The organism is Actinopolymorpha rutila (assembly GCF_013407855.1).
Classification (GTDB): domain Bacteria; phylum Actinomycetota; class Actinomycetes; order Propionibacteriales; family Actinopolymorphaceae; genus Actinopolymorpha; species Actinopolymorpha rutila.
In genome coordinates, this window is the sequence record NZ_JACBZH010000001.1 from 6,701,046 (window position 1) to 6,720,491 (window position 19,446).

Here is a 19,446-nt window from a genome sequence, read left to right on the forward strand (position 1 = left end):
CGGTGATGTCAGGCTGCCTCCGTGATCACGATCAGAACCGTACGAACGACAGACCTGCCGGTTCTGTGGGCGATGGCGGTCCTGCCGCACCACGGCGCCACCGCCGACTCGTCGGTCCCGATCCCTCTGCCCGCTTCCTGCGCACCACCGGCGGAGTTCCCCGATCTCGCCGACCCGGCCGCATCGCTGCTCGAAGCGGGAGGCGACCTCCTCGTGGCGGAGGCGGGCGGCCACCTGGTCGGGATGGCAGGCTTCCAGCCGACCGGGCAGCCGGGACGAGCCGAAGTCGTGCACGTCCGGGTCCACCCGGCCCTGCGACGGCGCGGCGTCGGACGCAACCTGATGGCTGCTGTGGAAGCCGAAGCGGCACGTCGCGGCTTCACCGAGACCTGGCTCGACACAGCCACGAACATGCCTGAGGCCATGGCCTTCTACGAAGGCATCGGCTATGTCGAGACCGGCCGCGAGAGCAGACCGGAGTGGCACTGGACGCTCGTCTACTACCTCAAGGAACTCACGCCATGACAGGGCGCAGGCGATCATGTGGCAGCTGAGCGCACTTCGCCTCATCGAGACTGCCTCCCTTGCTCACGGGGCGCTCCGCGTCCAGGGGTTCGGGTCGCTCGCGGCTGGTGCGGTTGACGAGTGGAGTGACGTGGACGCCTTGGTGGTCGTCCCCGATGGCGCGCTCGCGTCGTTCTGGCCCGAACGCACCTGGCTTCCGCCCCTGGACCAGCTTGGCGAGTCGGTCGCCTACAAGCATTGGCCGTTCCCTCCCCACTCGGGCGTGACGCAGGTTCTGCTTGACGACGGGCGCCACCTCGACATCATGGTGATCGAGGAACAGTCCGTGAACGACCGGTTGAAACTGCTGGCCGACCTCAGACCCGTGGTGAACAACGAATCGTTGGCCCATATCGCCAACGAGATCCTCTTCGATGCGATGGGAGCGGTCGGACGATCGGCCCGTGGCGAGCGGCTGCTCGCCACGCAGCTCGCGCTCAAACTCATGGATCACTGCCTGGCCGCGGCGCTGGCGGTTCGCGAGCTTGAGACAGGCACCTGCGTGCACCCGGGTCCCACGGTGCAGGACTCGCTCGCCGACCTTCTGCCGGCCGTACCTGCGAGTCCCAGACCGGCCGACGTACTCGCTCTGGTCGCTGCCGCCATGGACTGCTTCGAACGCATCGTCGGCCGAACCGACCACGCCCCGCCGTTCCCTCGTGTGGCGATCGACCGGCTCATCGCGCGGGCGGCTGGTCAGACATGAGCCCGGGAACGCGGACGTCTCCTGTCACGCAAGGTGCCGCTGCCAATCTGCCCTGTGGGTGTCGAAGTAGTCGATGCTGCGACGCGCGAACGCAGTTTCCATGGCAAGCAGCCGTACGTGCAGTTGATCCAGGAACTCCTCGCGCTCGAGCAGTCCGTACGCGTCGCAGAAGAGGCGAAGGCGGCGACCGCGTGGTGGTGCGGGAATCCCCATCCGAGCGCAGCTCTCGTCCGGGTACGGGTTGCGCTGGATCGTGTCCACCGACCACGGCGGCCCGAACCACTCCAAGCTGGACGCCGAGCAGCGTTATCCGAGCCTGCTGCAGGCGCGTCGCGCGGTTCCCGACGTACTCCAGTTCTACGGCATAGAGCTGGACACCCCCGCCGCCGACCACTCCAGCCTGATCATTCCGCGGGTCGCGACGGAACGAGACATCCTCTTCGACCTCGAACGACGGTTCGGCGCGCGCGACCCGTTCCCCGCGGACCCTTCGCAGAACACCGAGGCGAAGATGGTCGAGGCGCTCCGCGTGATGCGCCAGCTCCCGCACAAGCCGGTCATGTTCGCCAACCACCCGGCCCGCTCGGCCACCGGCCTCGGCGCGTACGGCCTGGACACCCCCGAGGAGTTCCGCAACTGGAACGACACCGCACCCGACGTGCTCACCGGGTTCGAGGGGGCTCCTGGTCACCAGGCCGGTGCGCTCAACAACGACGGCACGATCGATCCCACTGGAGCTCGCGGTGGGTACGGCAGCTACCCCACCATGGGTGGGTTCGACCAGATGACCGCACGGCTCGGCGGCCTGTGGAACTCCCTGCTCGGTGAGGGCCGGCGGTGGTGGATCACCTCCACCTCCGACTCGCACGTGCACTACACCGAGGGCGGTTCGGACTTCTGGCCGGGCGAGTACTCCAAGACGTACGTACACGCGACGACCGACTACGCGGACGTTCTCGACGCGCTGCGCAAGGGCCGGATCTTCGTGACGCTCGGGGACCTGATCGACCGGCTCGACCTGACCGCGACGGCACAGCCCGGCAACTCGGTGACCGTGGGCGAAACGCTCCGGCTGAACAACAAGAACCGCCGGGACGTCGAGGTGGAGGTACGGGTCCGCCAGCCCCGCGGGGACAACTCCGCCGGTGACCGCCCGCAGGTGAAGCGGGTCGACGTCATCACCGGTCAGATCACCGGCCGCGTCACCGACCGTTCGGCCGACACCAACTCCACCACCAAGGTCGTCGGCCGCTACGACGCGGGCGACTGGAAGCGCGAGGGTGACTGGATCGTCGTCAAGCACACCTTGCGCGACGTCGACGGACCGATGTACGTCCGGGTCCGCGGCACCAACACCGACGAACTCGAACCGCTGCCCGACGCACACGGGTCCAACCCGTGGGAGGACCTCTGGTTCTACTCGAACCCGATCTTCGTCGAACCCTGAGACGCCAGCAGTTCTCGGACCGCCGCCCGGGGAACGGACCGGGCGGCGGTTTCCAGCCAGTCGAGCGGCGTGTGGCCACGGCTGTCCAGGGCACGAGGGTCCGCACCGTGTTCGAGCAGCACCTCGATCGTCCTCAGAAAGCCTGCCTTGGCCGCGTAGTGCAGAGCCGTGGCGTTCAGCGCCTCCACTCCACTGGTACGCCCGGGTTCGCCGGTCCGGCGGTCGTCCGCCCGGGCGCCGTACCGGAGCAGGGCCCGTACGTAGTCCGGGTCGTCCTTGCGGGCCTGGTTTCCGGTGCAGGCAGCGCCGATCCACGACCCGGAGGAGTCGATCGACGCCCCGCTCCCGGCCAGCAATGGAGCGAGCTCGGGATGCAGCACCCAGCGGCCCACACCGATCCGGGTCGCGTCCGCGCCATGGTCCAGCAGGAGTTCGACCATCGGCACGCTCCCGTGCTCGGCGGCACCCCGCAGGGCGCGCGCTCCCCCGTCCCACGGTGCCGCGATGTGGCCCAGGAGCACCCGCAGCGCCTCGACCTGTCCGCCGGCGACCGCGTGGTCGACGGGTGTGATGTCGAGGACGTCCACCGCCGGATCGGGCGACCGTGCGAGGTCCGGTTCGTCCTCAAGCGTTCGTACGAGCGAGGAATGGTCGCCGAGGAAGGCGGAGGTGAAGACGTCCTCCCTGGCACCGGCCTCCAACAGCAGCGACTCGACCGACGGACGCCGCTTCAGCCGCGCCACGCACAGCGGCGTCGCGAACACCACCCGTTCGTACGCACGGCCGACCACGCCTACCTGCAGACGGAAGGGAGTGTCGGCTCCGACCCCGTGACGCAGTAGCGACCCGACGACATCGGCCCGCCCGGCGAGCGCGGCCTCCTGCATGATCGCGCCGGCGTACGTGGGAATCAGCAGGTCCGGCTCCTCCGCCAACGCCGCATCGACTCCGGCGACGTCACCGCGACGCGCGAGATCCGTTGCCCGCTTGACGACACGACCACCGACTCCGTGCAAGGCAACGTGTTGTCGACGTTCACCGGCAGCCGGCGATGACCGGTTGACGAGCGCCAACGCCAGCGAGTGGGCCTGGTCGAGGATCGTCCACCGGTCGTCCTCCGCCGCGACCGTGGCGCTCAGTGCCTGCCGGAAGTGCCAGAGCCATCGGCCGGCAACCGCACGGGTGACCGGGACACTCTCGTGCCGGTGGAGCAGACTGCCGTAGGCCTGCTCGCTGTACCGGTGTGGGCCACCCAGCCATTCGGCGAAGAACAGCTTCTGCATCGCACGCCCGTCGGCGAGGTCCCGGGGGAACAGCGGCCGGAGGAGCTCGTCGTTCTCGAAGCCGTCGTAGAGAGCGTCGACCAGCCTGTCAACCGTCGGTTGCCCACCGATCCGGTCGAACAGCCCGGCGCCGCGGAACGGCCGGAAGCCCGGCGAATGCCGCAGCATGACACGATGCGCGAGGGAAGCGGGAGGCGGTGCGACCGCTTCCCCTCGCCTCCCCGTGCGGGTGGTTCGCGACTTCGGCATCCTGACATCCGTCCCCGGCAGGAACCGCGTCCCGCCGACGCAGGCAGAGTAGCGGGAGTCCCTGCGTGGCGGTTCAGTCGCCGAGGATGCGCCGCACCTCGCCGGCCAGGGCTTCGCCGAGCACGCGGTTGTTGTCCTCGGTGAAGTGGATCCCGTCGACACCGTCCGTGCTGATCACCGAGCCCGCGTCGAAGAACGGGATCTTCAGGAAGCTCGCCAGCGCCTCGTACTTCCGGGCAAGCTCGATGGTCTTCTTTCGTCCCCCCTCGAAGATCACCTCGAACCACGGGTGTCCCATTTCGGCCAGCGGCGGCGGGGCGACCAGCAGGACTTTCGGCGCCGGATAGCCGGTCCCGACCCCACCGGCCGAGGTGAGGATCTGGGACAGCAGCAGAGACATGCCGGTCGCGATCTCGTTCGGTGTGCGCCGCAGATAGGACTTCGTGTCGTTCGTACCGAGCATCACGACGACCAGGTCGAGCGGCAGGTGGCTGGCCAGCGCGGACGGAAGGTACGTCGATCCGTTGAGCCGCGGGTCCGCCGGGTCGTCGGCTGTCGTGGTGCGCGCACTCAGCCCCTCCTCGACGACGTGGTAGCCGTCGCCGAGCCGGTCGGCGAGCACTCCCGTCCACCGCACGTCGCGTGGATACCGCCACGACGGGGCGCCCTCCGCCACCGGCACCCAGCCCCAGGTGAGGGAATCACCGAAACACATGATGTTCTTCTCGGTCATCGAGTTTCCCCTTCGATCTCGGCTCGGTGTTCGATGCCGGCTCGGTGGACTAGTCGGCAACCCGATAAGGGCCACCCGTCGCCCTCAGACATCGGCAGGACGAGTCTCCCCTGAGATCCCACACCTGGGTAGCGCCGGTTCGTCCGTAGGTGAAGTTCAGTGGGACCCCGTACGCCGACGGAAAGCTGTCGAGCTTGGCCAGCCCCGCATAGAAGGAAGCGGTCGAGGGCTTCGCGCCGCCGGCTTCGAAGGCGTCGTCCATCAGCGACAACATGTCGCTCGGTCCCGCCAACGTGCTCGTCGACCAGACCTCGGGCGCGTTCACCCTCATCGACTGGGACGAGATCGGGCCGATCAGTCCCAGCCGTGAACTCGCGTCACAACTGTGGACCTGGCACCTGCACAACGGGCAGCCGGACATCGCCGGCATCCGGGAGACCGTCACGGCCTACCGCGAAGCCGGCGGGACGGCCGACATCTCGGACCTGGGGGCGTTCAGCTTCGGGCTGGCCTGCGACCTCAACTACCTGGCCGACGAGATATCCGCGGCGATGGACACCGAGATGCCGCCCTCCATGCGCGAGTACGCCGAACGGCAGGCGGAGAGGTTCCTGGCCGACCTTCCGTCACCCGGCCAACTCGCGGCGATCGTCCAGGCTGCTCGTACGGTCTGAGCGCAGCATGACCGACATCAACGCGCTCTGAGGTCGCCGGTGCTGACGGCAAGCTGGTCGAGACGCGCCACCTTGGCAGTCAGTTCGCGCAGCAGGTCGCCGATGGTCTGCTCGTTCCTCTGGTCGTCGCCCATCCACCACGACGCAGGAAGCTCCCCGAGCGAGACCTGCACCCGTTCGAAGAGAACGTGCAGATCGTGTCGCGCCACGCTGAGGAAGAGGTCCGGTCCGGCCCAGGCGAGGTCACCACCGGCATCGGCGTACGAACGCAGGATCTCGTCGACCCGCTCCGGTTCACCCGCGCCGAAGATGTACGCCACCCGGCCCGCTTCGAGCGCCGCGCTGTCCTCCCGCACGGCGTCCCAGTCGACCAGGACCGGACCCGTCCTCGCCATGAGCATGTTGTGCGCCTTGAAGTCGCCGTGCGTCGTCACGCGATCCGGTGCACCTGCGCACAGCCGGTGGATCCGAGCCGACAGGTCGAGGATGCCCGGCAGCCGTTCCCCCGCGAGCTCCGACCAGACTCGGTTCTGTCGCCGTGCTTCGGCGAACCAGTCCTCCCACTTCGTGCGCGGCCCGACGGGCCGATGCCACCAGGCAGGCAGACCGATCTGCTCCAGCGGCGCCAACCGGTGAATCCGCGCCATCGTCCGGCCGAGCCAGCAGCCGACCTGATCGTCGGCCCGCAGCGCACGATGCTCGATCCATCGGTGTACGCGGAACAGCCGTTCGCCGACGCGAGCGAGCCAACCCACGCAGGGATCCACCGGCAGAACCGGATCGGCCATGTCTATACCGGCGTCGAGTGCACGACGTTCGAACGACATCGCGGCCTCGAGCTGGCCCACCAGGTCCGTACCCAGGTACAGGCCTGCCGACATCGGCCTGTATTTCTTGACGAAGTAGCGGCCCCTGCTCGTGTCGAGCCGCCAGGTGTCGGTGTCGCCGCTCCGGACGTGAACGAGGCTGCCGAGCGGTCGTCCGAGCTCGAATGCCTGCGCAATGGCTTGCGGGGTTGGCGTGTCCACGATTCCTCCGGGCCGCGGAGCTTCAGCGCTCGGCCGTGAACCCGCGGTCGGTTCGGGTCAGTTCGACGAAGCCGAGCTTACGGAACAGGGCGAGTTCGGCGTCGGCGGTCGACATGGCGTACTCCAGCAGGCGGTCGACGTTCGCCATCCGCAGCCAGTCGGCAACCGAGCCGAACAACCACGTGGCGATCCCGCGCCGCTGGTGGTCCTGCGGGACGTGCAGGTTTCCGATGTCGGCCCAGCCGTCGTGCCGGGCCACGCGTCCGGCGTCGGCGAGGTTCTCGACCTCGATGTAGCCCACGCACAGGTCGCCGAGGTAGGCGGAGAAGCGGGTGCCGTTGATGCCCAGGGACCGGCGTACGACAAGTCCGGGGATCGGCGGCTCACCCGCGCTGGGCAGGTCCTCCACCCGGGCGAGCAGGACGACCTCGGTGTGCTGTCCGTCGTACACGAACCCGGCCCGTTCATAGATCGCGCGCACGTGCGGCCAATGCTCCGGAACGCCGTAGATCGCCGGCGCCGGCAGAGCTCCGTCCGCGGACCGTCGGCTGACCCGCCAGGCGTCGAACTGCGCGTGGCAGGCCGCCGCAAGCGCATCACCCGCCGGCTCGGCGTCGGCCCACGGGAAGTCCGGCGGCCAGCAGACCAGCCAGCGGATCTCGCCGAGGCCGCGGTAGCCCTCACCCACCGGCTCGCCGTCGCCGTAGCGAAGGAGATGTGCGGCGGCGACCAGGCGGTCGTGCTGAACCGCGACCAGCGTGCGGCGTTCGGCGACCCAGGGATCGACGATCGGCTCACCCGGCTCGCGTTCGAGTTGGTTCAGCACTGTGTTCGCCGACACCGACATGCCGGGGATCACCGCCTGGATGTGGCGGTTGACCAGGACGGTGAGCTGCTCGCGATCGCTGCGGCGGAACGGACGCACCTGAACGGACGACATGAGCGGACCTCCAAGGGACAGCGCACGACGGCGCTTCGTACGGGCTGGAGGCCGCTACCAGTGCGGCACGAAGCCGACACTACAACAGGGACAACGCTTCGGCGAGGACCTGATCCGCTTCAGGGCGTCCGTGAAACGCGTTGACCAAATAGGCGGCGCTTGCTGAACTTTGCAGGCCGATCGAACCGCGTCGACCGGAGAGCCTGGAGGCAGCCCGCATGACAGAGCCGACCGAGGACCTGGTGCGGGCGAGCGCCGAGAAGGCCCTCGGCGAGACCGTCGTCGCTGCCAATTTCGTCGCGCTGAACTCGAATCACCTCTACCGGCTGGAGACCGCATCCGGCGCGCGGTACTCGCTTCGCGTTCCGCGGCTACGTCCTACGGCACTCTCGCCGTTCTGGCAGTACATGCAGGACACCTTCGGTCTCCGGTACGGCAGCCAACTGCTGTCCGTCGACCCGATCCTCCGCGCCATCGACGAGGACGGGCTCCTCGAGGCCCCGTGTCCGATCGCAGCCACCACGGTGGGCGACAGACCGGCGTACATCTTCACCTGGGTGGAGGGAACGTCGTGGGAGCCGGACGAGTTTCCGGACTCCGGCGAGGTGCACGAACGGCTCGGGGAGTACGTCGCACGCCTACACCTGCGCACCCACGACAAGTACGGAACGCTCACCGAACAGGCCTTCGATCCGGTCGAGTTCGTGGCCCGCACCAACGCGAACCTGCGGCACACGATCTCGCGGTTCTGGACGCATCGGCCCGACATCGGCGCGTGGTTCGAACGCCACGCGACGGCGATGGATCCGGACGTCTTCACCGGCCATCTGGCACCGATCATGCCGGACATCTCGGGCAACCAGTTCGTCTACCGCGACGGGACGCCGGCCGGGGTGGTCGACCTCGACTCCTATGTCGTGGGCCCGCGCGAACTGGAGCTGGCGGTGGTCGAGACGTGCCTCACCCGCCCGGAGGATTTCCGCCGAGGGTACGAGTCGGTTCTGCCGTTGCCGCGCTTCGAGGAGTTCCGGGCGTACTGCCGGTTCTGGATGCTGGTCTGTGAGGGCGGCGGCGACCCGGACGTCGACGAGTTCCTCACCTGCCGCACGTACTTCGCGTGACCGGTTCGGGGAGCCGCCGTGACCGAACCGTTCGTCAAACGCCGCGCACGCGCGACGCCCGGCTCCATCCCGGACGTACTCCGGATGTTCACGAACGAGGTGCGCTTCTACCGCGAGATCGCACCGGTGGTGGGCGTCCGAGTCCCCGTATGCCTTGAGGCCGAGGTCCAGGCCGACGGCGGCGCCACGTTGCTCGTACTCGAGAACCTCTCCGGCTGGACCCCTGGTGCCGACCCGACCGCGGCAGCCCGTGCGCTCGCGGGTATGCACGAGCACTGGCAGGGCGTGGCCCACCGACGACCTCGGCGCTGCCGGAGCAGTGGGACGACACGATTGCCGCGTACGGAACGTCTGCAGGTCTCGGCGACGCCCTTCCGGCCGCGGTCTGCCAGGCCGTCCTTTCCCTGACGGACACAACACCCGGCTCCGCCCAGGCAGGTGCGTGGGTGCGGCGAATCGAGGAAGCGATCCGTTGGCTGTGACGAGCGGCGGATTTGGGTCGAACCGGCGACCGGACACCGTTTCGGACGTACTCTGAAATCGCTGTATCTGGGTCCGTTCCTGTTGTTCACCGTTCGACGCCACACTTCCCCGCTCCACCGCACATTCGTGGAAGGCAGGCTCTGATGGACCTCCACCAATACGACCGCCAGGATCCTCGGCTCGGTCGCCACGTCGAGCACGACGAACGATCGCTGGCCTACGCAGTCGGTGTTCTCCCCCGTTCCGCCATCAAGACCGTCCACTGGGACAGACGGATCGGCATCCTTGATCAGGGCAACCTCGGGTCTTGCACGGGAAACGCCGGCACCGGCCTCATCGGCACCGACTCCACCGCCCGGCAGGGCCTGGTGAAGGTCGACATCACCGCGGACGGTGCCGCCGCGTCCCAGGGAACCTTCACCGTGGGTTCGTACCCCCTGGACGAGGACTTCGCCGTACGCCTGTACTCCCTGGCGAGCCGGCTGGACGAGTTCCCGGGCAACTACCCGCCCGACGACACCGGATCGTCCGGGCTCGGTGTGGCCAAGGCCCTGAAGGCCCTGGGGTTGGCCACGTCGTACCAGCACGCTTTCAGCCTGAACGCGTTGAACGCCACGCTGCAGACGGCGCCGGTCATGATCGGTATTCCGTGGCTGAACAGCATGTTCGAGCCCGACTCCAACGGACTGATCACGGTCGACAAGTCGTCCGGGATCGCCGGTGGTCACGAACTCGAGGTGAACGGGCTGGACGTCGACGCCAACACCTACACCCTCACCAACTCCTGGGGCACCGGGTGGGGAGTCGACGGGGTCGGCTACCTGAAGTCCGCCGACCTGAAGTGGCTGTTGTCCCAGCAGGGCGACGTCACCGTCCCGACCTGGGCCCTGGTCACGCCCGACCCGAAGCCGGACCCGGATCCCGGCACCGCGGACGACACCCACCTGTGGGAGGTCGCGAAGCAGTGGGCGGCCGCGAAGGGCCTGACCTGACAGTAAGGGCCCCAGAAGTCAGGAGGTGAACTTCGGGGCCCGGATGGCCGGGTGTGGGTTGAGCGCCACCGAATACTCACCCCACACCCGGCCCGCGCTTGTTCGAACGTTGGCCGGCAGATCCTCGAACGGCACGCGCGGCTTACAGACGCGGAACTGGTGCGACTCGGTCAGTAAGTATCACTGGTGTCAGGAGCAGAGGTCGTCGGCCACGAAGTCCGTGAGCGGACGGGGAGGCGTACGCGCGATCGACGGTCCCCAGCCGAGCCACAGCCTCACCTGAGCGGGCCTTCCCGCCCGCGGCTGGTGCGACGGCCCGAACGTGCCCGGCCAGCCCACCGACCCGTCGAAGCCATCGAACCCGTCGAACCCGTCGAGCTCGTCAAGCTCGCCGAGCGGCGAGCCGGACAACCCGTGCCGGGCCGCCACCAGCAGGACCCGCTGCAGCGCCTGCCCCGCCACCAGCCAGTCGCGCGGGCAGGCGCTTGACGTGGCGACCGTGGTCAGGACCGCCGGCGTCCAGAGGTCCTCGTACAACGGGGGATACGGGTTGCCGGGCAGTACGTCGTACTCGCCGCCCAAGCCCCTCACCCCGTCGCGATGTCCGTCGTACGCCCAGCTCAGGGTGGCTCCCTCCGCGGCCGCCGCGTCTTCCAGCTCCTGCCGGATCGCCTGCGGGATGTGCCGGTCGGCGTACGAACGCCGGCCGGTCCGCGGCCGGTACAGATGGAGGAGGAGTCCGGCCAGACCGACCTCCTCGCCCGGCCCCGGCCAGACCCGCACCTGCGCGAGGAGCCCCGGCCGACCGGGGTCGGGAAGCAGCTTCGTGGTCGTTCCCCGCGCCAGCGCCGCCGCCGCGACCCTGAGGTTGAACACCGCCGCGCCGACTCCGACCATCGCCCGCCGTCCACCGGAGTCCTCGCCGCGCTGCATCTCGCCGCGCTGTATCTCGCCGTTCTGCATCTCGCCGGGGTCCCGGCTCACGTCGACGGTGTCGCCGCTGAACGCGAACCGCCACGGCCGGGCATCGTGCACCGACGGCGCCAGGATCGCGGCGCGTACGAGCAGTTCGCGTTCGGTCGGATCGAGTTCACGCACGATCATGTGGACGCCTCTGGCCGGATGCGCCTTCGACGGACATGACGCCCTCTTTCTGGCAGACCTGATTCGGTCCATAGAGGATCCCGCTGATCCCTCCGTCCGGGCTGCTACCGATGTCCCCCTTCGGAGTAGTCGAACGTCCCTGACCTCAAGGCCCTTTTCCTCCCCCGCCGCCCGCGCCGGTGTGCGCCACGTCCGCCTGCGGCGACCGGCGACGGTCCCACGGTCCCGTTCGTCGAACGTCCAGGTTTCGAATTGTTTGTGCGGCTGAAGTAGGCCCTGCCGTTTATTACGCTTTTCCCATCTGCCGATTGACCCAGCTGCCGACTGAATGGAGTGCCCCATGCCCGGGAGACGTTTCGTGGAGTGGCAGCAACGCCTGGACGAACTGGTCCGCCGACACGGTGTTCCCGGGGCGTCGCTCGCCGTCCTCGCCGACGGTGACGTGTCGACCGCTGCGTCCGGCGTCCTGAACGTCGGAACCGGCGTGACGGCGACCCCGGACTCGGTCTTCCAGATCGGCTCCATCACCAAGATCTTCACGACCACCCTGGTGATGCGGCTCGTCGACGAACACCAGCTCGACCTCGACCAGAAGGTCGCGGAGCTTCTGCCCGAGTTCCGGCTGGCCGACGCCGACGCGCTCGGCCGGATCACGGTCCGCCATCTGCTCACCCACACCAGTGGCATTCCGGGCGACCACTTCGTGGACACCGGCCGGGGTGACGACGCGGTGGAGAAGTACGTCGAGACCTGTGCCGACCTCGGGCTCGTGCACCCGATCGGCTCCCTCATGTCGTACTGCAACACCGGTTTCGTCCTGGCCGGCCGGATCGTCGAACGCCTCACCGGACTGCCGTGGCGGGAGGCGCTGCGGACCAGGTTGCTCCGGCCCGCGGGTCTGCGCGAGACCACCGCGTTGCCCGAGGAGGCGTTGCGGTTCCGGGTGGCGTACGGCCACGACGTCGACGGCGACCAGCCACCGACCCTGGTCGCCCGGTGGCAGCTGCCCTCTTCCACCGCGCCGGCGGGAAGCACCCTGTGCGCGACGGCCCGGGACGTGGTCGGCATGGCCCGGGTGCATCTGGACGGCGGTCTCGGCGTGAACGGCCGGGAGGTGCTCACCGACGCCTCGGTCGCGGCGATGCGTACCCGCTCGGTGGCCCTGCACCGTGGCGCGACAGCGGTGGGTTGGGGCCTCGGCTGGGCGCTGTACGACTGGAACGGGCGCCGGGCGTTCGGCCACGACGGCGGGACGATCGGGCAGTCGTCGTTCCTGCGGGTGGTGCCGGATGCCGGGGTGGCGATCGCCCTGCTCACCAACGGTGGCCGGGCCGAGGACCTCTACCAGGAACTGTTCGAGGGGCTGCTCGCGGAGTTCTGCGATCTCGCGCTGCCGCCCCGGCGGACGCCGCCCGACGTGCCGGTCGGGCTCGACCTCACCAAGTACGCCGGGACGTACGCCACCGTCGGCCGTCACGTCGAGCTCGCCGTCGAGGACCGAGGCCTGGTGGCCAAGGTCAGCGCCACCGACGCGCTGGCGGAGGTGGTGGCCCAGCCGGTCGAGGAGTACGTCCTGGTGCCGGTGGAGGAGGACCTCTTCCTCACCCGGGCGGCGGACGCGAGGTCGTGGACGCCGGTGGCGTTCTCGACGTTGGAGGATGGGTCGAGGTACGCACACCTCGGGCTGCGCGCCCTGCCGAAGGTCAGCTGACTCTCGAGACGGTAGGACCGGCATATCGGCCGTCGACCGGGTGACGCCATCGACGATCACCCGCCGGACTCGAAGGGCACCGACGAATTCCCGACCCCGTTGAGCCCGTCGGCAGCAGGCGCGGTCAGCCGGCGAGGGCGGCGAGGAGTTGCTCGCCGTACTTGGCCAGCTTGTTCTCTCCCACCCCGCTGACCTGGGACAGGTCGGCCAGCGTCGTCGGTGGGTCGGCGGCGATCTGCCGTAGCGTCGCGTCGTGGAACACCACGTACGCCGGGACTCCCTGCTCCTTGGCGGCGGCCGCCCGCCAGGCGCGGAGCCGCTCGAACACCGGCTCGGCGTCGGCGGGCAGCTCGACGGCCGTGGTGCCCGCGGACCGGGCCTTCGCCGCCCGGGAAGGGGACGTCGGCCGCTCGGGTTCGCGGCGCATCAACACCGTACGACGGCGGCTCAGCACCTCTGCGCTGCCAGAAGTGAGCACCAGCGTGCCGTAGTCGCCCTCGACCGCGAGCAGTCCCTGGGCGAGCAGTTGCCGCACCACGCCGCGCCATCCGGCCTCGGACAGCTCGCCGCCGATGCCGAACACGGTGAGCGAGTCGTGGTCGTACTGTTTGACCTTGTCGGTGTGCCGGCCGAGCAGAATGTCGACCGATTGTCCGGCACCGAACTTCTGATTGCGTTCGCGCTGCAACCGCAGGACGGTCGACAGCAGTTTCTGCGCCGGGACGGTGCCGTCCCAGGACTCCGGCGGAGTGAGGCAGGTGTCGCAGTTGCCGCACGGCGAGCCGTCCTGGCCGAAGTAACGCAGCAACTGGACCCGGCGGCAGTCGACGGTCTCGCAGAGAGCGAGCATGGCGTCCAGGTGGGCGGCCAGCACCCGTCGGCGGGCCGGATCGCCGTCGGAGGACTCGATCATCTTGCGCTGTTGGACGACGTCCTGGAGACCGTAGGCCAGCCAGGCGGTGGACGGCAGCCCGTCCCGGCCGGCGCGGCCGGTCTCCTGGTAGTAGCCCTCGACGGATTTGGGCAGGTCGAGGTGGGCGACGAAGCGTACGTCGGGCTTGTCGATGCCCATCCCGAAGGCGATGGTGGCCACCATCACCAGACCGTCGTCGCGCAAGAACCGCTGCTGGTTGGTGGCACGGGTGGCCGTGTCCAGGCCCGCGTGGTAGGGCAACGCGGTAATGCCGTTGCGCACCAGGAACTCGGCGGTCCTGTCGACCGACGCCCGGGACAGGCAGTACACGATGCCGGCGTCCCCGGAGTGCTCGGTGCGCAGCAGGTCGAGCAGCTGCTTACGCGGCTCCCGCTTCGGCACGATGCGGTACTGGATGTTGGGCCGGTCGAAGCTGGCCACGAAGTGCCGGGCCGCCGTCAGGTCCAGCCGGGTGGCGATCTCGGCGGCGGTCGAGGTGGTCGCGGTGGCGGTCAGGGCGATCCGGGGTACGTCCGGCCAGCGCTCATGCAGCATGGACAGCGCCAGGTAGTCGGGGCGGAAGTCGTGCCCCCACTGCGCCACGCAGTGCGCCTCGTCGATGGCGAACAACCCGATGGTGCCACGGTCGAGCAGGTTGACGGTCGCCCGAGTGCCCAGTGCCTCGGGCGCCAGGTAGAGCAGGTCGAGCTCCCCCGCGACGAACGCTGCCTCAACCCGGCGACGTTCGGCCGGGTCCTGCGTCGAGTTGAGGAACCCTGCCCGCGCCCCGACCGCTGTCAACGCGTCAACCTGGTCCTGCATCAACGCGATCAGCGGTGAGACGACGACGGCGACACCGGGCCGCACTAGCGCCGGGATCTGGTAGCACAGGGACTTGCCCCCGCCGGTGGGCATCAACACAAGGGCGTCCCCACCGGTGACGACATGCTCGATGATCTCTCGCTGCTCGCCCCGGAAAGCGTCGTAGCCGAAGACCCGCCGGAGCACCGCCAGCGGCGATTCGGTCTGCACGTCGGGGAGGGAGTCCATCCGTCGGAGTCTACGGAGCCCGCCGACAGGTCCCGACCGCGACGGGCCCGCTGACCGCTCGCGCCCGAACGGCCCGGGCGAGCAGGCCGAGCAGCGCGACGGTGACGGCGAACAGCACCGCGACGCCGACCCGTGCGCCGGTCGTCCTCGCCTGCATCGGCCCCCAGGCCAGGCTGTGCCCGAGCAGTGCGCCGGAGGTCAGGGCCAGCAGGTGTAGGTCGTTCCAGCCGTTCGCGGCCGACCAGCGCCGGACCACCGCCGTCCCGACCGCGACGATCACGAGACTGCCCGCGACCGGCGCCCACGCGAGCGGGCCGTGCAGGATCGCGGCGTGCGCGTGCGCCGGCCACGCCAGGACCGCGAGTGCGCCGATCCCGCCAGCCAGGCCGAGACCGAACGCGGTGACGGACGTGGAGCGCGCGCCGCGGCAGCCATCCGGACCGGACGGCGCCGGCTCACCAGTAACGCGGCCACGACCAGCGCGGCCACCGCGACACCGACGGCCAGCAGCAGAGCGGGCGGCGTCGAGTAACCCGGATCACGGGTGCCACGGCCGGCGGCGGTCAGTCCCACGCCCAGACAGAAGACCACGGCAGTCACCGCGAGGCCCAGCCGGCCCAGTAGCGGGTTACCGCGGCGGTGCGGGAATGCCAGATCGGTGAGTGCGATCGGCACCGTCACGCTCCACACCGCGTGGTTGAGGAGTTGGACGACGAGGTAGACGCCGTTGACGCCGAGGACCCGAACGCCCCACGCCGGACCGATTCCGTTGTACATCGTCGGGCTGAACAGGCTCTGCAGCGCGATTCCCTCCTCGACGATCCCGTAAGCCACCCCGAGAAGGGCGATCGCCGGCCATCCGGTGGCGACGCGGCGACGGACGACCTCGCGGGCTGGCAACGCACCGGCGCCGTAGATCGGGAGCAGGAAGAGGAAACCCACCAGTCCCGTGGCCGTGAAGGGCAGGTCGCCGATGGACAGCTCGGCCACCACGGAGGCGAGCAGGACGAGCAGCAGTACCGGAGGTGTTCGGGTCATTCGGCCCGGCAACCGGTGGACGTGGTGGTGATGGACCTGCACATGCCGCGTCTGGACGGGCCGGCCGCGATCGGGCGACTCCGCGAGGTGGCACCGCTCGCCCGGGTGCTGGTGTTGAGCACGTACCACACCGACGCCGACATCGTGGCCGCCGTCGAGGCGGGCGCCGCCGGCTACCTGCTCAAGGACGCACAGCGCCCGGAGCTCCTCGCAGCCGTCCGGGCCACCGCCGCCGGTCAGGCTGTGCTGGCACCCCCGGTGGCCGCGCGCCTGATGGGCCGAGTGCGTCACCCGGAGACGCTGGCGCAGCGGGAGCTGGAACTCCTCACACTGGTAGCGCGCGGCGACACCAACCGGCAGGCGGCCGCGGCGATGTACGTCAGCGAGGCCACTGTCAAGGCGTGGTTGCAGCTGATCTTCGACAAGCTCGGAGCCCGAGACCGCGCGTCCGCGGTGGCCGAGGCCTACCGGCGCGGCCTGCTGACCTGACCCGGAGATCGGGCCGGTGGCAGTACGGGCGGGCCCGAGGGGGAATCGCCCACGACGGTGCGGTAGTTCTGTGCACATGGGCGCAGAAGGGGGTACGACCGAGGAGGCGCGGGCGGAGCGGGCCGCGGCCCGCGTCGATGACCGCGTTGAGGACCGCGGCGAGGGCCGCTTTGAGGACCGCGTGGAAGCGACCGCCGGCACCGAGCGGCTGGTCTTCTTCTCCGACGCGGTGGTGGCGATCGCCATCACGTTGCTGGCGCTGGACCTGCACGTGCCTTCCGGGGCGACCAACTCGGCCCTGTGGCGCGACGCTGCAACACACCGTGACGACTACCTCGCGTTCTTCATCAGCTTCGCGGTCATCGGCAGCCACTGGCTCATGCACCACCGGACCTTCACCTACCTGACCCGTCTCGGCGGCCGTCTGGTCCGCTGGAACATGATGTGGCTGTTGACGATCGCGCTGACGCCCTTCGCCACCAGGGTCATCGTCGGCGACGGCGCGTTCGCCTCGCGGTTCATGCTGTACGCGCTCGTGCAGGTGCTGGCGGCGACGTTCTCGCTGCTGTGCCTGCGGGAGATCGACCGCCACCGGCTGCTCCGTCCCGACGCCGAGGCGGGGGTTGTCGCCCTCGGCTACCGGCGGTTGACGGTGATGCTGGTGGCGTTCGTGGTCTCGATCCCGCTGGCGTTCGTGACGCAGCTGGCCTACCTGTGCTGGGTGGCGATTCCGTTCGTACTGCGGGCCGAACGCGAGATCGCAGCCCTCCGCCGAACCCGGCGCCGCCCAGCCTGACCTGTCACCTCGGGGCGCCGGGGGCATTCCTCGATCTTCTGTACGGGACGAGGCAGTGAGCGGGTCAAACCGTCCGATCCTGCGCAAACGTCCCACGTGCTGTACGGTCTCCGGCGGCCGCCGACGCGAACCGTCGCCGGCCGTGTCCCTGCGGACCGGCACCGTGAACACGACGGCGGTCCCGGTCCGGCTCGGCTGGAATGCCACCGACAACGCCGCGCTGAAGAACGTACATCTCACCGCGCCCACCGCGTTGACGTTCGGGGCCCACCACCACGTCCTGGAACCTCACCGCCGAGTTCGGCACCGCCACCACCTGCGCCATGCGCGCCTACGACTACGCCGGCAACTCGGCCTCGAGTTCCACCAGTGCCACAACCGGTGATCAGGCAGGAGACGCCCACCACCAGGTCCGGGTCCTGGCAGAGCAGGACCTCCACGCACTACCTGGGCGGCGCCTCCTACGGCAGTTCGTCCGCCGGCGCGAGCCTCACCTGGACGTTCACCGGCGGGTCCGCGGCCTGGGTCGTGTCCCGCGCCAGCGGCTCGGGCAAGGCGTACGTCTATGTGGACGGCGTCAACGCGAGTACGGTCGATCTCTACTCGTCGACCGTGATGTACCGCAACGCGATCTGGACTCGAAGCTGGAGCAGCAGCGCCAAGCACAGCGTGAGGATCGTGGTCGCCGGCACCAGCGGTCGCCCCATCGTCACGACCGACGGACTCGTCTACCTGCCGTGACCTCCGGGGAGCCCGGAGCCCGCACCCGTTCCCTTTCCTACCGCGGGCGACGTCCTGCGCGGACGCGAACTCACCTTCGGCGGCGACGCCACCACACCGCGCCCGCACCGGTGACCGCGGCCAGCGCAGCCAGTGCCGGCCCCGCGATCCTGCGGACCGTGGACAGGCAGCTGCTGTCCGCGCAGTCCGGGATGGGATAGGGCTGGCCCGGGTCGAGGTCGTGCGTCTCGTCGGCGGACACGTAGGCGCTCGTCGCCGGAAGGGGGAAGGCGTTGGGGTTCAGCAGGCGATACCAGTACGCCTCGTCCCACTTCTTGATCCGGCAGGTGACGTTGACCGAGGGTGACTCGTAGGGCGACGGGCCGAGAGTGCCGATGACCACGTGGTCCTGGTTGTAGACCGCCACGTGCCCGTTCGGGTCGTTCATCGTGACGGCAGGGTAGTCCGCGTCGAGCCCCATGAGGACCTCCTTGTCGGTCGTACGCCATCAGCAGTAGACGCCGCCCGGCCCGAGGTCAAGGTGGAAAAGCAGAGGAGAACGAGACGGGTGGCGAAGTAGCATCCGCCCGCGTGTCAGGAGTGACCGTCGGCCGAGCTCGAACGCGGCCCGAGAGGAGCAGTCGTGAACGAGATCCTGTACGACGCGGTTCGCCACAACGCCTGGGCGACCAGGCAACTGATCGCCTTCTGCCAGGACCAGGACCTCACCGAGGACCAACTGGTGAACGCCACCGGCGTCGGCACCTTCGGCGGAATTCTCGCGACGCTGCACCACATCGTGACCTGCGACGGCAGCTATGTACGTCGGCTGGCCCAACGTGAGCTCGCATGGGCCGACAGCGACACGGACGGCGTCGACCTGTCGACGCTGGCCAGTTGGGCGGCGGATGCCGAGCAGGTCTGGGAGGGTGTACTCGCCGAGCCGATCGACGTCGAACGTGTGGTCGTCATCGACGACGGACTGCGCGAGTGCCGCGCAGGGATCTTGCTCGCCCAGGCACTCAACCACGCCAACCACCACCGCGAGCAGGTCTGCGCGATCCTGACCGGCCTCGGCATCCAGCCGCCCGACATCCCCGACGAGCAACTGGACGCGCCGATCGAACTCTCGGTCGAGGGCATCGACGACGAGCCGACCCCACGATCACTGCTGTCCCGGCTGATCGGCCAACTGGACATGTGGACGGCCTCGTTCGAAGGCTGCGAATACGACTTGGCGACAGAAAGAGAGGAGCCGGTCGAGCGGATGCGAGATCGGTTGGCACGGGTCGGCCCGGCATTCCTGACCCACGTCCGCGAGATGTCCGAGCAAGGGCGGCTTGACGAGGCCGTCGTGTGCCCGGGCGAGCACACGGAGATCTAGACGTTCGGCGCGGTCATCGCC

The 19,446-nt window shown here is 69.2% G+C and carries 24 protein-coding genes; 13 read left to right on the top strand and 11 right to left on the bottom strand.

Annotation, left to right across the window (positions count from 1 at the left end):
* The first annotated feature begins 21 nt into the window (after positions 1-21).
* Positions 22-525, top strand: coding sequence for a GNAT family N-acetyltransferase (locus tag F4554_RS30170; RefSeq protein ID WP_337796259.1), 504 nt, complete (start codon positions 22-24; stop codon positions 523-525).
* Between the two features lie 130 nt (positions 526-655).
* Positions 656-1,270: a hypothetical protein gene (locus F4554_RS30175; protein WP_179790983.1), complete on the top strand. Its 615-nt coding sequence runs from the start codon at positions 656-658 to the stop codon at positions 1,268-1,270.
* Between the two features lie 24 nt (positions 1,271-1,294).
* On the opposite strand, the gene F4554_RS30180 is transcribed toward F4554_RS30175, so the two are convergent.
* Positions 1,295-1,483, bottom strand: coding sequence for a hypothetical protein (locus tag F4554_RS30180; protein WP_179790984.1), 189 nt, complete (start codon positions 1,481-1,483; stop codon positions 1,295-1,297).
* A 40-nt stretch (positions 1,484-1,523) separates the two neighbouring features.
* Between F4554_RS30180 and F4554_RS30185 the strand changes: the two genes are divergently transcribed.
* Positions 1,524-2,717, top strand: a complete 1,194-nt coding sequence (locus tag F4554_RS30185) for a CehA/McbA family metallohydrolase domain-containing protein (protein ID WP_179790985.1) — start codon at positions 1,524-1,526, stop codon at positions 2,715-2,717.
* Here F4554_RS30185 and F4554_RS30190 read toward each other — a convergent pair.
* The 3 genes from F4554_RS30190 to F4554_RS30200 all read right to left on the bottom strand — a co-directional run bounded on the left by F4554_RS30190 (position 2,687) and on the right by F4554_RS30200 (position 5,244).
* Complete coding sequence (locus F4554_RS30190; protein ID WP_179790986.1) at positions 2,687-4,168, bottom strand: globin domain-containing protein; 1,482 nt, start codon at positions 4,166-4,168, stop codon at positions 2,687-2,689. The genes F4554_RS30185 and F4554_RS30190 overlap by 31 nt on opposite strands.
* Positions 4,169-4,322: 154 nt before the next feature.
* Entirely contained in the window at positions 4,323-4,982 is a 660-nt protein-coding gene (locus F4554_RS30195; protein WP_179790987.1) for an SGNH/GDSL hydrolase family protein, read from the bottom strand.
* A 49-nt stretch (positions 4,983-5,031) separates the two neighbouring features.
* Positions 5,032-5,244 carry a hypothetical protein gene (locus F4554_RS30200; RefSeq protein WP_179790988.1) on the bottom strand — a complete coding sequence of 71 codons (213 nt, stop codon included), beginning with the start codon at positions 5,242-5,244 and terminating at the stop codon, positions 5,032-5,034.
* A 10-nt stretch (positions 5,245-5,254) separates the two neighbouring features.
* On the opposite strand from F4554_RS30200, the gene F4554_RS30205 reads away from it, so the two are divergent.
* Positions 5,255-5,656 (top strand): hypothetical protein, encoded by a 402-nt coding sequence (locus tag F4554_RS30205; protein ID WP_179790989.1) that lies wholly within the window; start codon positions 5,255-5,257, stop codon positions 5,654-5,656.
* 17 nt (positions 5,657-5,673) lie between these two features.
* Here the strand turns inward: F4554_RS30205 and F4554_RS30210 are convergent, their stop codons facing one another.
* A complete protein-coding gene (locus F4554_RS30210) occupies positions 5,674-6,684 on the bottom strand; it encodes a phosphotransferase (protein WP_179790990.1) in 1,011 nt (336 codons plus the stop codon).
* Positions 6,685-6,706: 22 nt separating this feature from the next.
* Positions 6,707-7,624, bottom strand: coding sequence for a GNAT family N-acetyltransferase (locus F4554_RS30215; protein WP_179790991.1), 918 nt, complete (start codon positions 7,622-7,624; stop codon positions 6,707-6,709).
* Positions 7,625-7,842: 218 nt separating this feature from the next.
* Between F4554_RS30215 and F4554_RS30220 the strand changes: the two genes are divergently transcribed.
* From F4554_RS30220 to F4554_RS30230, 3 genes are all read left to right on the top strand, one after another.
* The gene (locus tag F4554_RS30220) at positions 7,843-8,745 is read left to right on the top strand and encodes a phosphotransferase (RefSeq protein WP_179790992.1); all 903 of its coding nucleotides are present in this window, start codon (positions 7,843-7,845) and stop codon (positions 8,743-8,745) included.
* 18 nt (positions 8,746-8,763) lie between these two features.
* The gene (locus F4554_RS30225) at positions 8,764-9,153 is read left to right on the top strand and encodes a protein kinase family protein (RefSeq protein ID WP_179790993.1); all 390 of its coding nucleotides are present in this window, start codon (positions 8,764-8,766) and stop codon (positions 9,151-9,153) included.
* 218 nt (positions 9,154-9,371) lie between these two features.
* Positions 9,372-10,220 (top strand): C1 family peptidase, encoded by an 849-nt coding sequence (locus tag F4554_RS30230; RefSeq protein WP_179790994.1) that lies wholly within the window; start codon positions 9,372-9,374, stop codon positions 10,218-10,220.
* Positions 10,221-10,409: 189 nt separating this feature from the next.
* On the opposite strand, the gene F4554_RS30235 is transcribed toward F4554_RS30230, so the two are convergent.
* Positions 10,410-11,324: a nitroreductase family protein gene (locus tag F4554_RS30235; protein ID WP_179790995.1), complete on the bottom strand. Its 915-nt coding sequence runs from the start codon at positions 11,322-11,324 to the stop codon at positions 10,410-10,412.
* A gap of 340 nt (positions 11,325-11,664) precedes the next feature.
* Between F4554_RS30235 and F4554_RS30240 the strand changes: the two genes are divergently transcribed.
* Positions 11,665-13,035: a serine hydrolase domain-containing protein gene (locus tag F4554_RS30240; RefSeq protein WP_179790996.1), complete on the top strand. Its 1,371-nt coding sequence runs from the start codon at positions 11,665-11,667 to the stop codon at positions 13,033-13,035.
* Between the two features lie 124 nt (positions 13,036-13,159).
* Here the strand turns inward: F4554_RS30240 and recQ are convergent, their stop codons facing one another.
* From recQ to F4554_RS30255, 3 genes are read right to left on the bottom strand one after another with little or no spacing between them, the layout of a single operon-like run.
* Positions 13,160-14,998, bottom strand: a complete 1,839-nt coding sequence (gene recQ / locus F4554_RS30245; RefSeq protein WP_179790997.1) for a DNA helicase RecQ — start codon at positions 14,996-14,998, stop codon at positions 13,160-13,162.
* Between the two features lie 10 nt (positions 14,999-15,008).
* The gene (locus F4554_RS30250) at positions 15,009-15,278 is read right to left on the bottom strand and encodes a hypothetical protein (protein ID WP_179790998.1); all 270 of its coding nucleotides are present in this window, start codon (positions 15,276-15,278) and stop codon (positions 15,009-15,011) included.
* Positions 15,275-16,036, bottom strand: coding sequence for a hypothetical protein (locus F4554_RS30255; RefSeq protein ID WP_179790999.1), 762 nt, complete (start codon positions 16,034-16,036; stop codon positions 15,275-15,277). The genes F4554_RS30250 and F4554_RS30255 overlap by 4 nt, the downstream gene beginning before the upstream one ends.
* Before the next feature lie 15 nt (positions 16,037-16,051).
* On the opposite strand from F4554_RS30255, the gene F4554_RS33890 reads away from it, so the two are divergent.
* The 4 genes from F4554_RS33890 (at position 16,052) to F4554_RS30275 (ending at position 18,062) form a co-directional block, all read left to right on the top strand.
* On the top strand, positions 16,052-16,525 hold the full coding sequence (locus F4554_RS33890) for a response regulator (protein ID WP_337796260.1): 474 nt from the start codon (positions 16,052-16,054) through the stop codon (positions 16,523-16,525).
* A 76-nt stretch (positions 16,526-16,601) separates the two neighbouring features.
* Positions 16,602-17,321, top strand: coding sequence for a TMEM175 family protein (locus tag F4554_RS30265; RefSeq protein ID WP_179791001.1), 720 nt, complete (start codon positions 16,602-16,604; stop codon positions 17,319-17,321).
* 142 nt (positions 17,322-17,463) lie between these two features.
* Positions 17,464-17,706 carry a hypothetical protein gene (locus F4554_RS30270; protein ID WP_238341444.1) on the top strand — a complete coding sequence of 81 codons (243 nt, stop codon included), beginning with the start codon at positions 17,464-17,466 and terminating at the stop codon, positions 17,704-17,706.
* Positions 17,691-18,062 carry a hypothetical protein gene (locus tag F4554_RS30275; protein ID WP_179791003.1) on the top strand — a complete coding sequence of 124 codons (372 nt, stop codon included), beginning with the start codon at positions 17,691-17,693 and terminating at the stop codon, positions 18,060-18,062. Before F4554_RS30270 ends, F4554_RS30275 begins: the two co-directional genes overlap by 16 nt.
* A gap of 70 nt (positions 18,063-18,132) precedes the next feature.
* Here the strand turns inward: F4554_RS30275 and F4554_RS30280 are convergent, their stop codons facing one another.
* The gene (locus F4554_RS30280; protein ID WP_179791004.1) at positions 18,133-18,522 is read right to left on the bottom strand and encodes a hypothetical protein; all 390 of its coding nucleotides are present in this window, start codon (positions 18,520-18,522) and stop codon (positions 18,133-18,135) included.
* Between the two features lie 162 nt (positions 18,523-18,684).
* On the opposite strand from F4554_RS30280, the gene F4554_RS30285 reads away from it, so the two are divergent.
* Positions 18,685-19,425, top strand: a complete 741-nt coding sequence (locus F4554_RS30285) for a DinB family protein (RefSeq protein WP_179791005.1) — start codon at positions 18,685-18,687, stop codon at positions 19,423-19,425.
* Positions 19,426-19,446 lie beyond the last annotated feature (21 nt).

What these genes read in the sequence shown, in the direction of transcription:
- F4554_RS30265 (WP_179791001.1), top strand. Translation starts at nt 16,602, where the DNA reads ATGGGCGCAGAAGGGGGTACGACCGAGGAGGCGCGGGCGGAGCGGGCC.
- F4554_RS30230 (WP_179790994.1), top strand. Translation starts at nt 9,372, where the DNA reads ATGGACCTCCACCAATACGACCGCCAGGATCCTCGGCTCGGTCGCCAC.
- F4554_RS30240 (WP_179790996.1), top strand. Translation starts at nt 11,665, where the DNA reads ATGCCCGGGAGACGTTTCGTGGAGTGGCAGCAACGCCTGGACGAACTG.
- F4554_RS30190 (WP_179790986.1), bottom strand. Translation starts at nt 4,168, where the DNA reads ATGCTGCGGCATTCGCCGGGCTTCCGGCCGTTCCGCGGCGCCGGGCTG.
- F4554_RS30220 (WP_179790992.1), top strand. Translation starts at nt 7,843, where the DNA reads ATGACAGAGCCGACCGAGGACCTGGTGCGGGCGAGCGCCGAGAAGGCC.
- F4554_RS30195 (WP_179790987.1), bottom strand. Translation starts at nt 4,982, where the DNA reads ATGACCGAGAAGAACATCATGTGTTTCGGTGATTCCCTCACCTGGGGC.
- F4554_RS30235 (WP_179790995.1), bottom strand. Translation starts at nt 11,324, where the DNA reads ATGATCGTGCGTGAACTCGATCCGACCGAACGCGAACTGCTCGTACGC.
- recQ (WP_179790997.1), bottom strand. Translation starts at nt 14,998, where the DNA reads ATGGACTCCCTCCCCGACGTGCAGACCGAATCGCCGCTGGCGGTGCTC.
- F4554_RS30280 (WP_179791004.1), bottom strand. Translation starts at nt 18,522, where the DNA reads ATGGGGCTCGACGCGGACTACCCTGCCGTCACGATGAACGACCCGAAC.
- F4554_RS30180 (WP_179790984.1), bottom strand. Translation starts at nt 1,483, where the DNA reads ATGGGGATTCCCGCACCACCACGCGGTCGCCGCCTTCGCCTCTTCTGC.
- F4554_RS30255 (WP_179790999.1), bottom strand. Translation starts at nt 16,036, where the DNA reads ATGACCCGAACACCTCCGGTACTGCTGCTCGTCCTGCTCGCCTCCGTG.
- F4554_RS30205 (WP_179790989.1), top strand. Translation starts at nt 5,255, where the DNA reads ATGTCGCTCGGTCCCGCCAACGTGCTCGTCGACCAGACCTCGGGCGCG.
- F4554_RS30200 (WP_179790988.1), bottom strand. Translation starts at nt 5,244, where the DNA reads ATGGACGACGCCTTCGAAGCCGGCGGCGCGAAGCCCTCGACCGCTTCC.
- F4554_RS30215 (WP_179790991.1), bottom strand. Translation starts at nt 7,624, where the DNA reads ATGTCGTCCGTTCAGGTGCGTCCGTTCCGCCGCAGCGATCGCGAGCAG.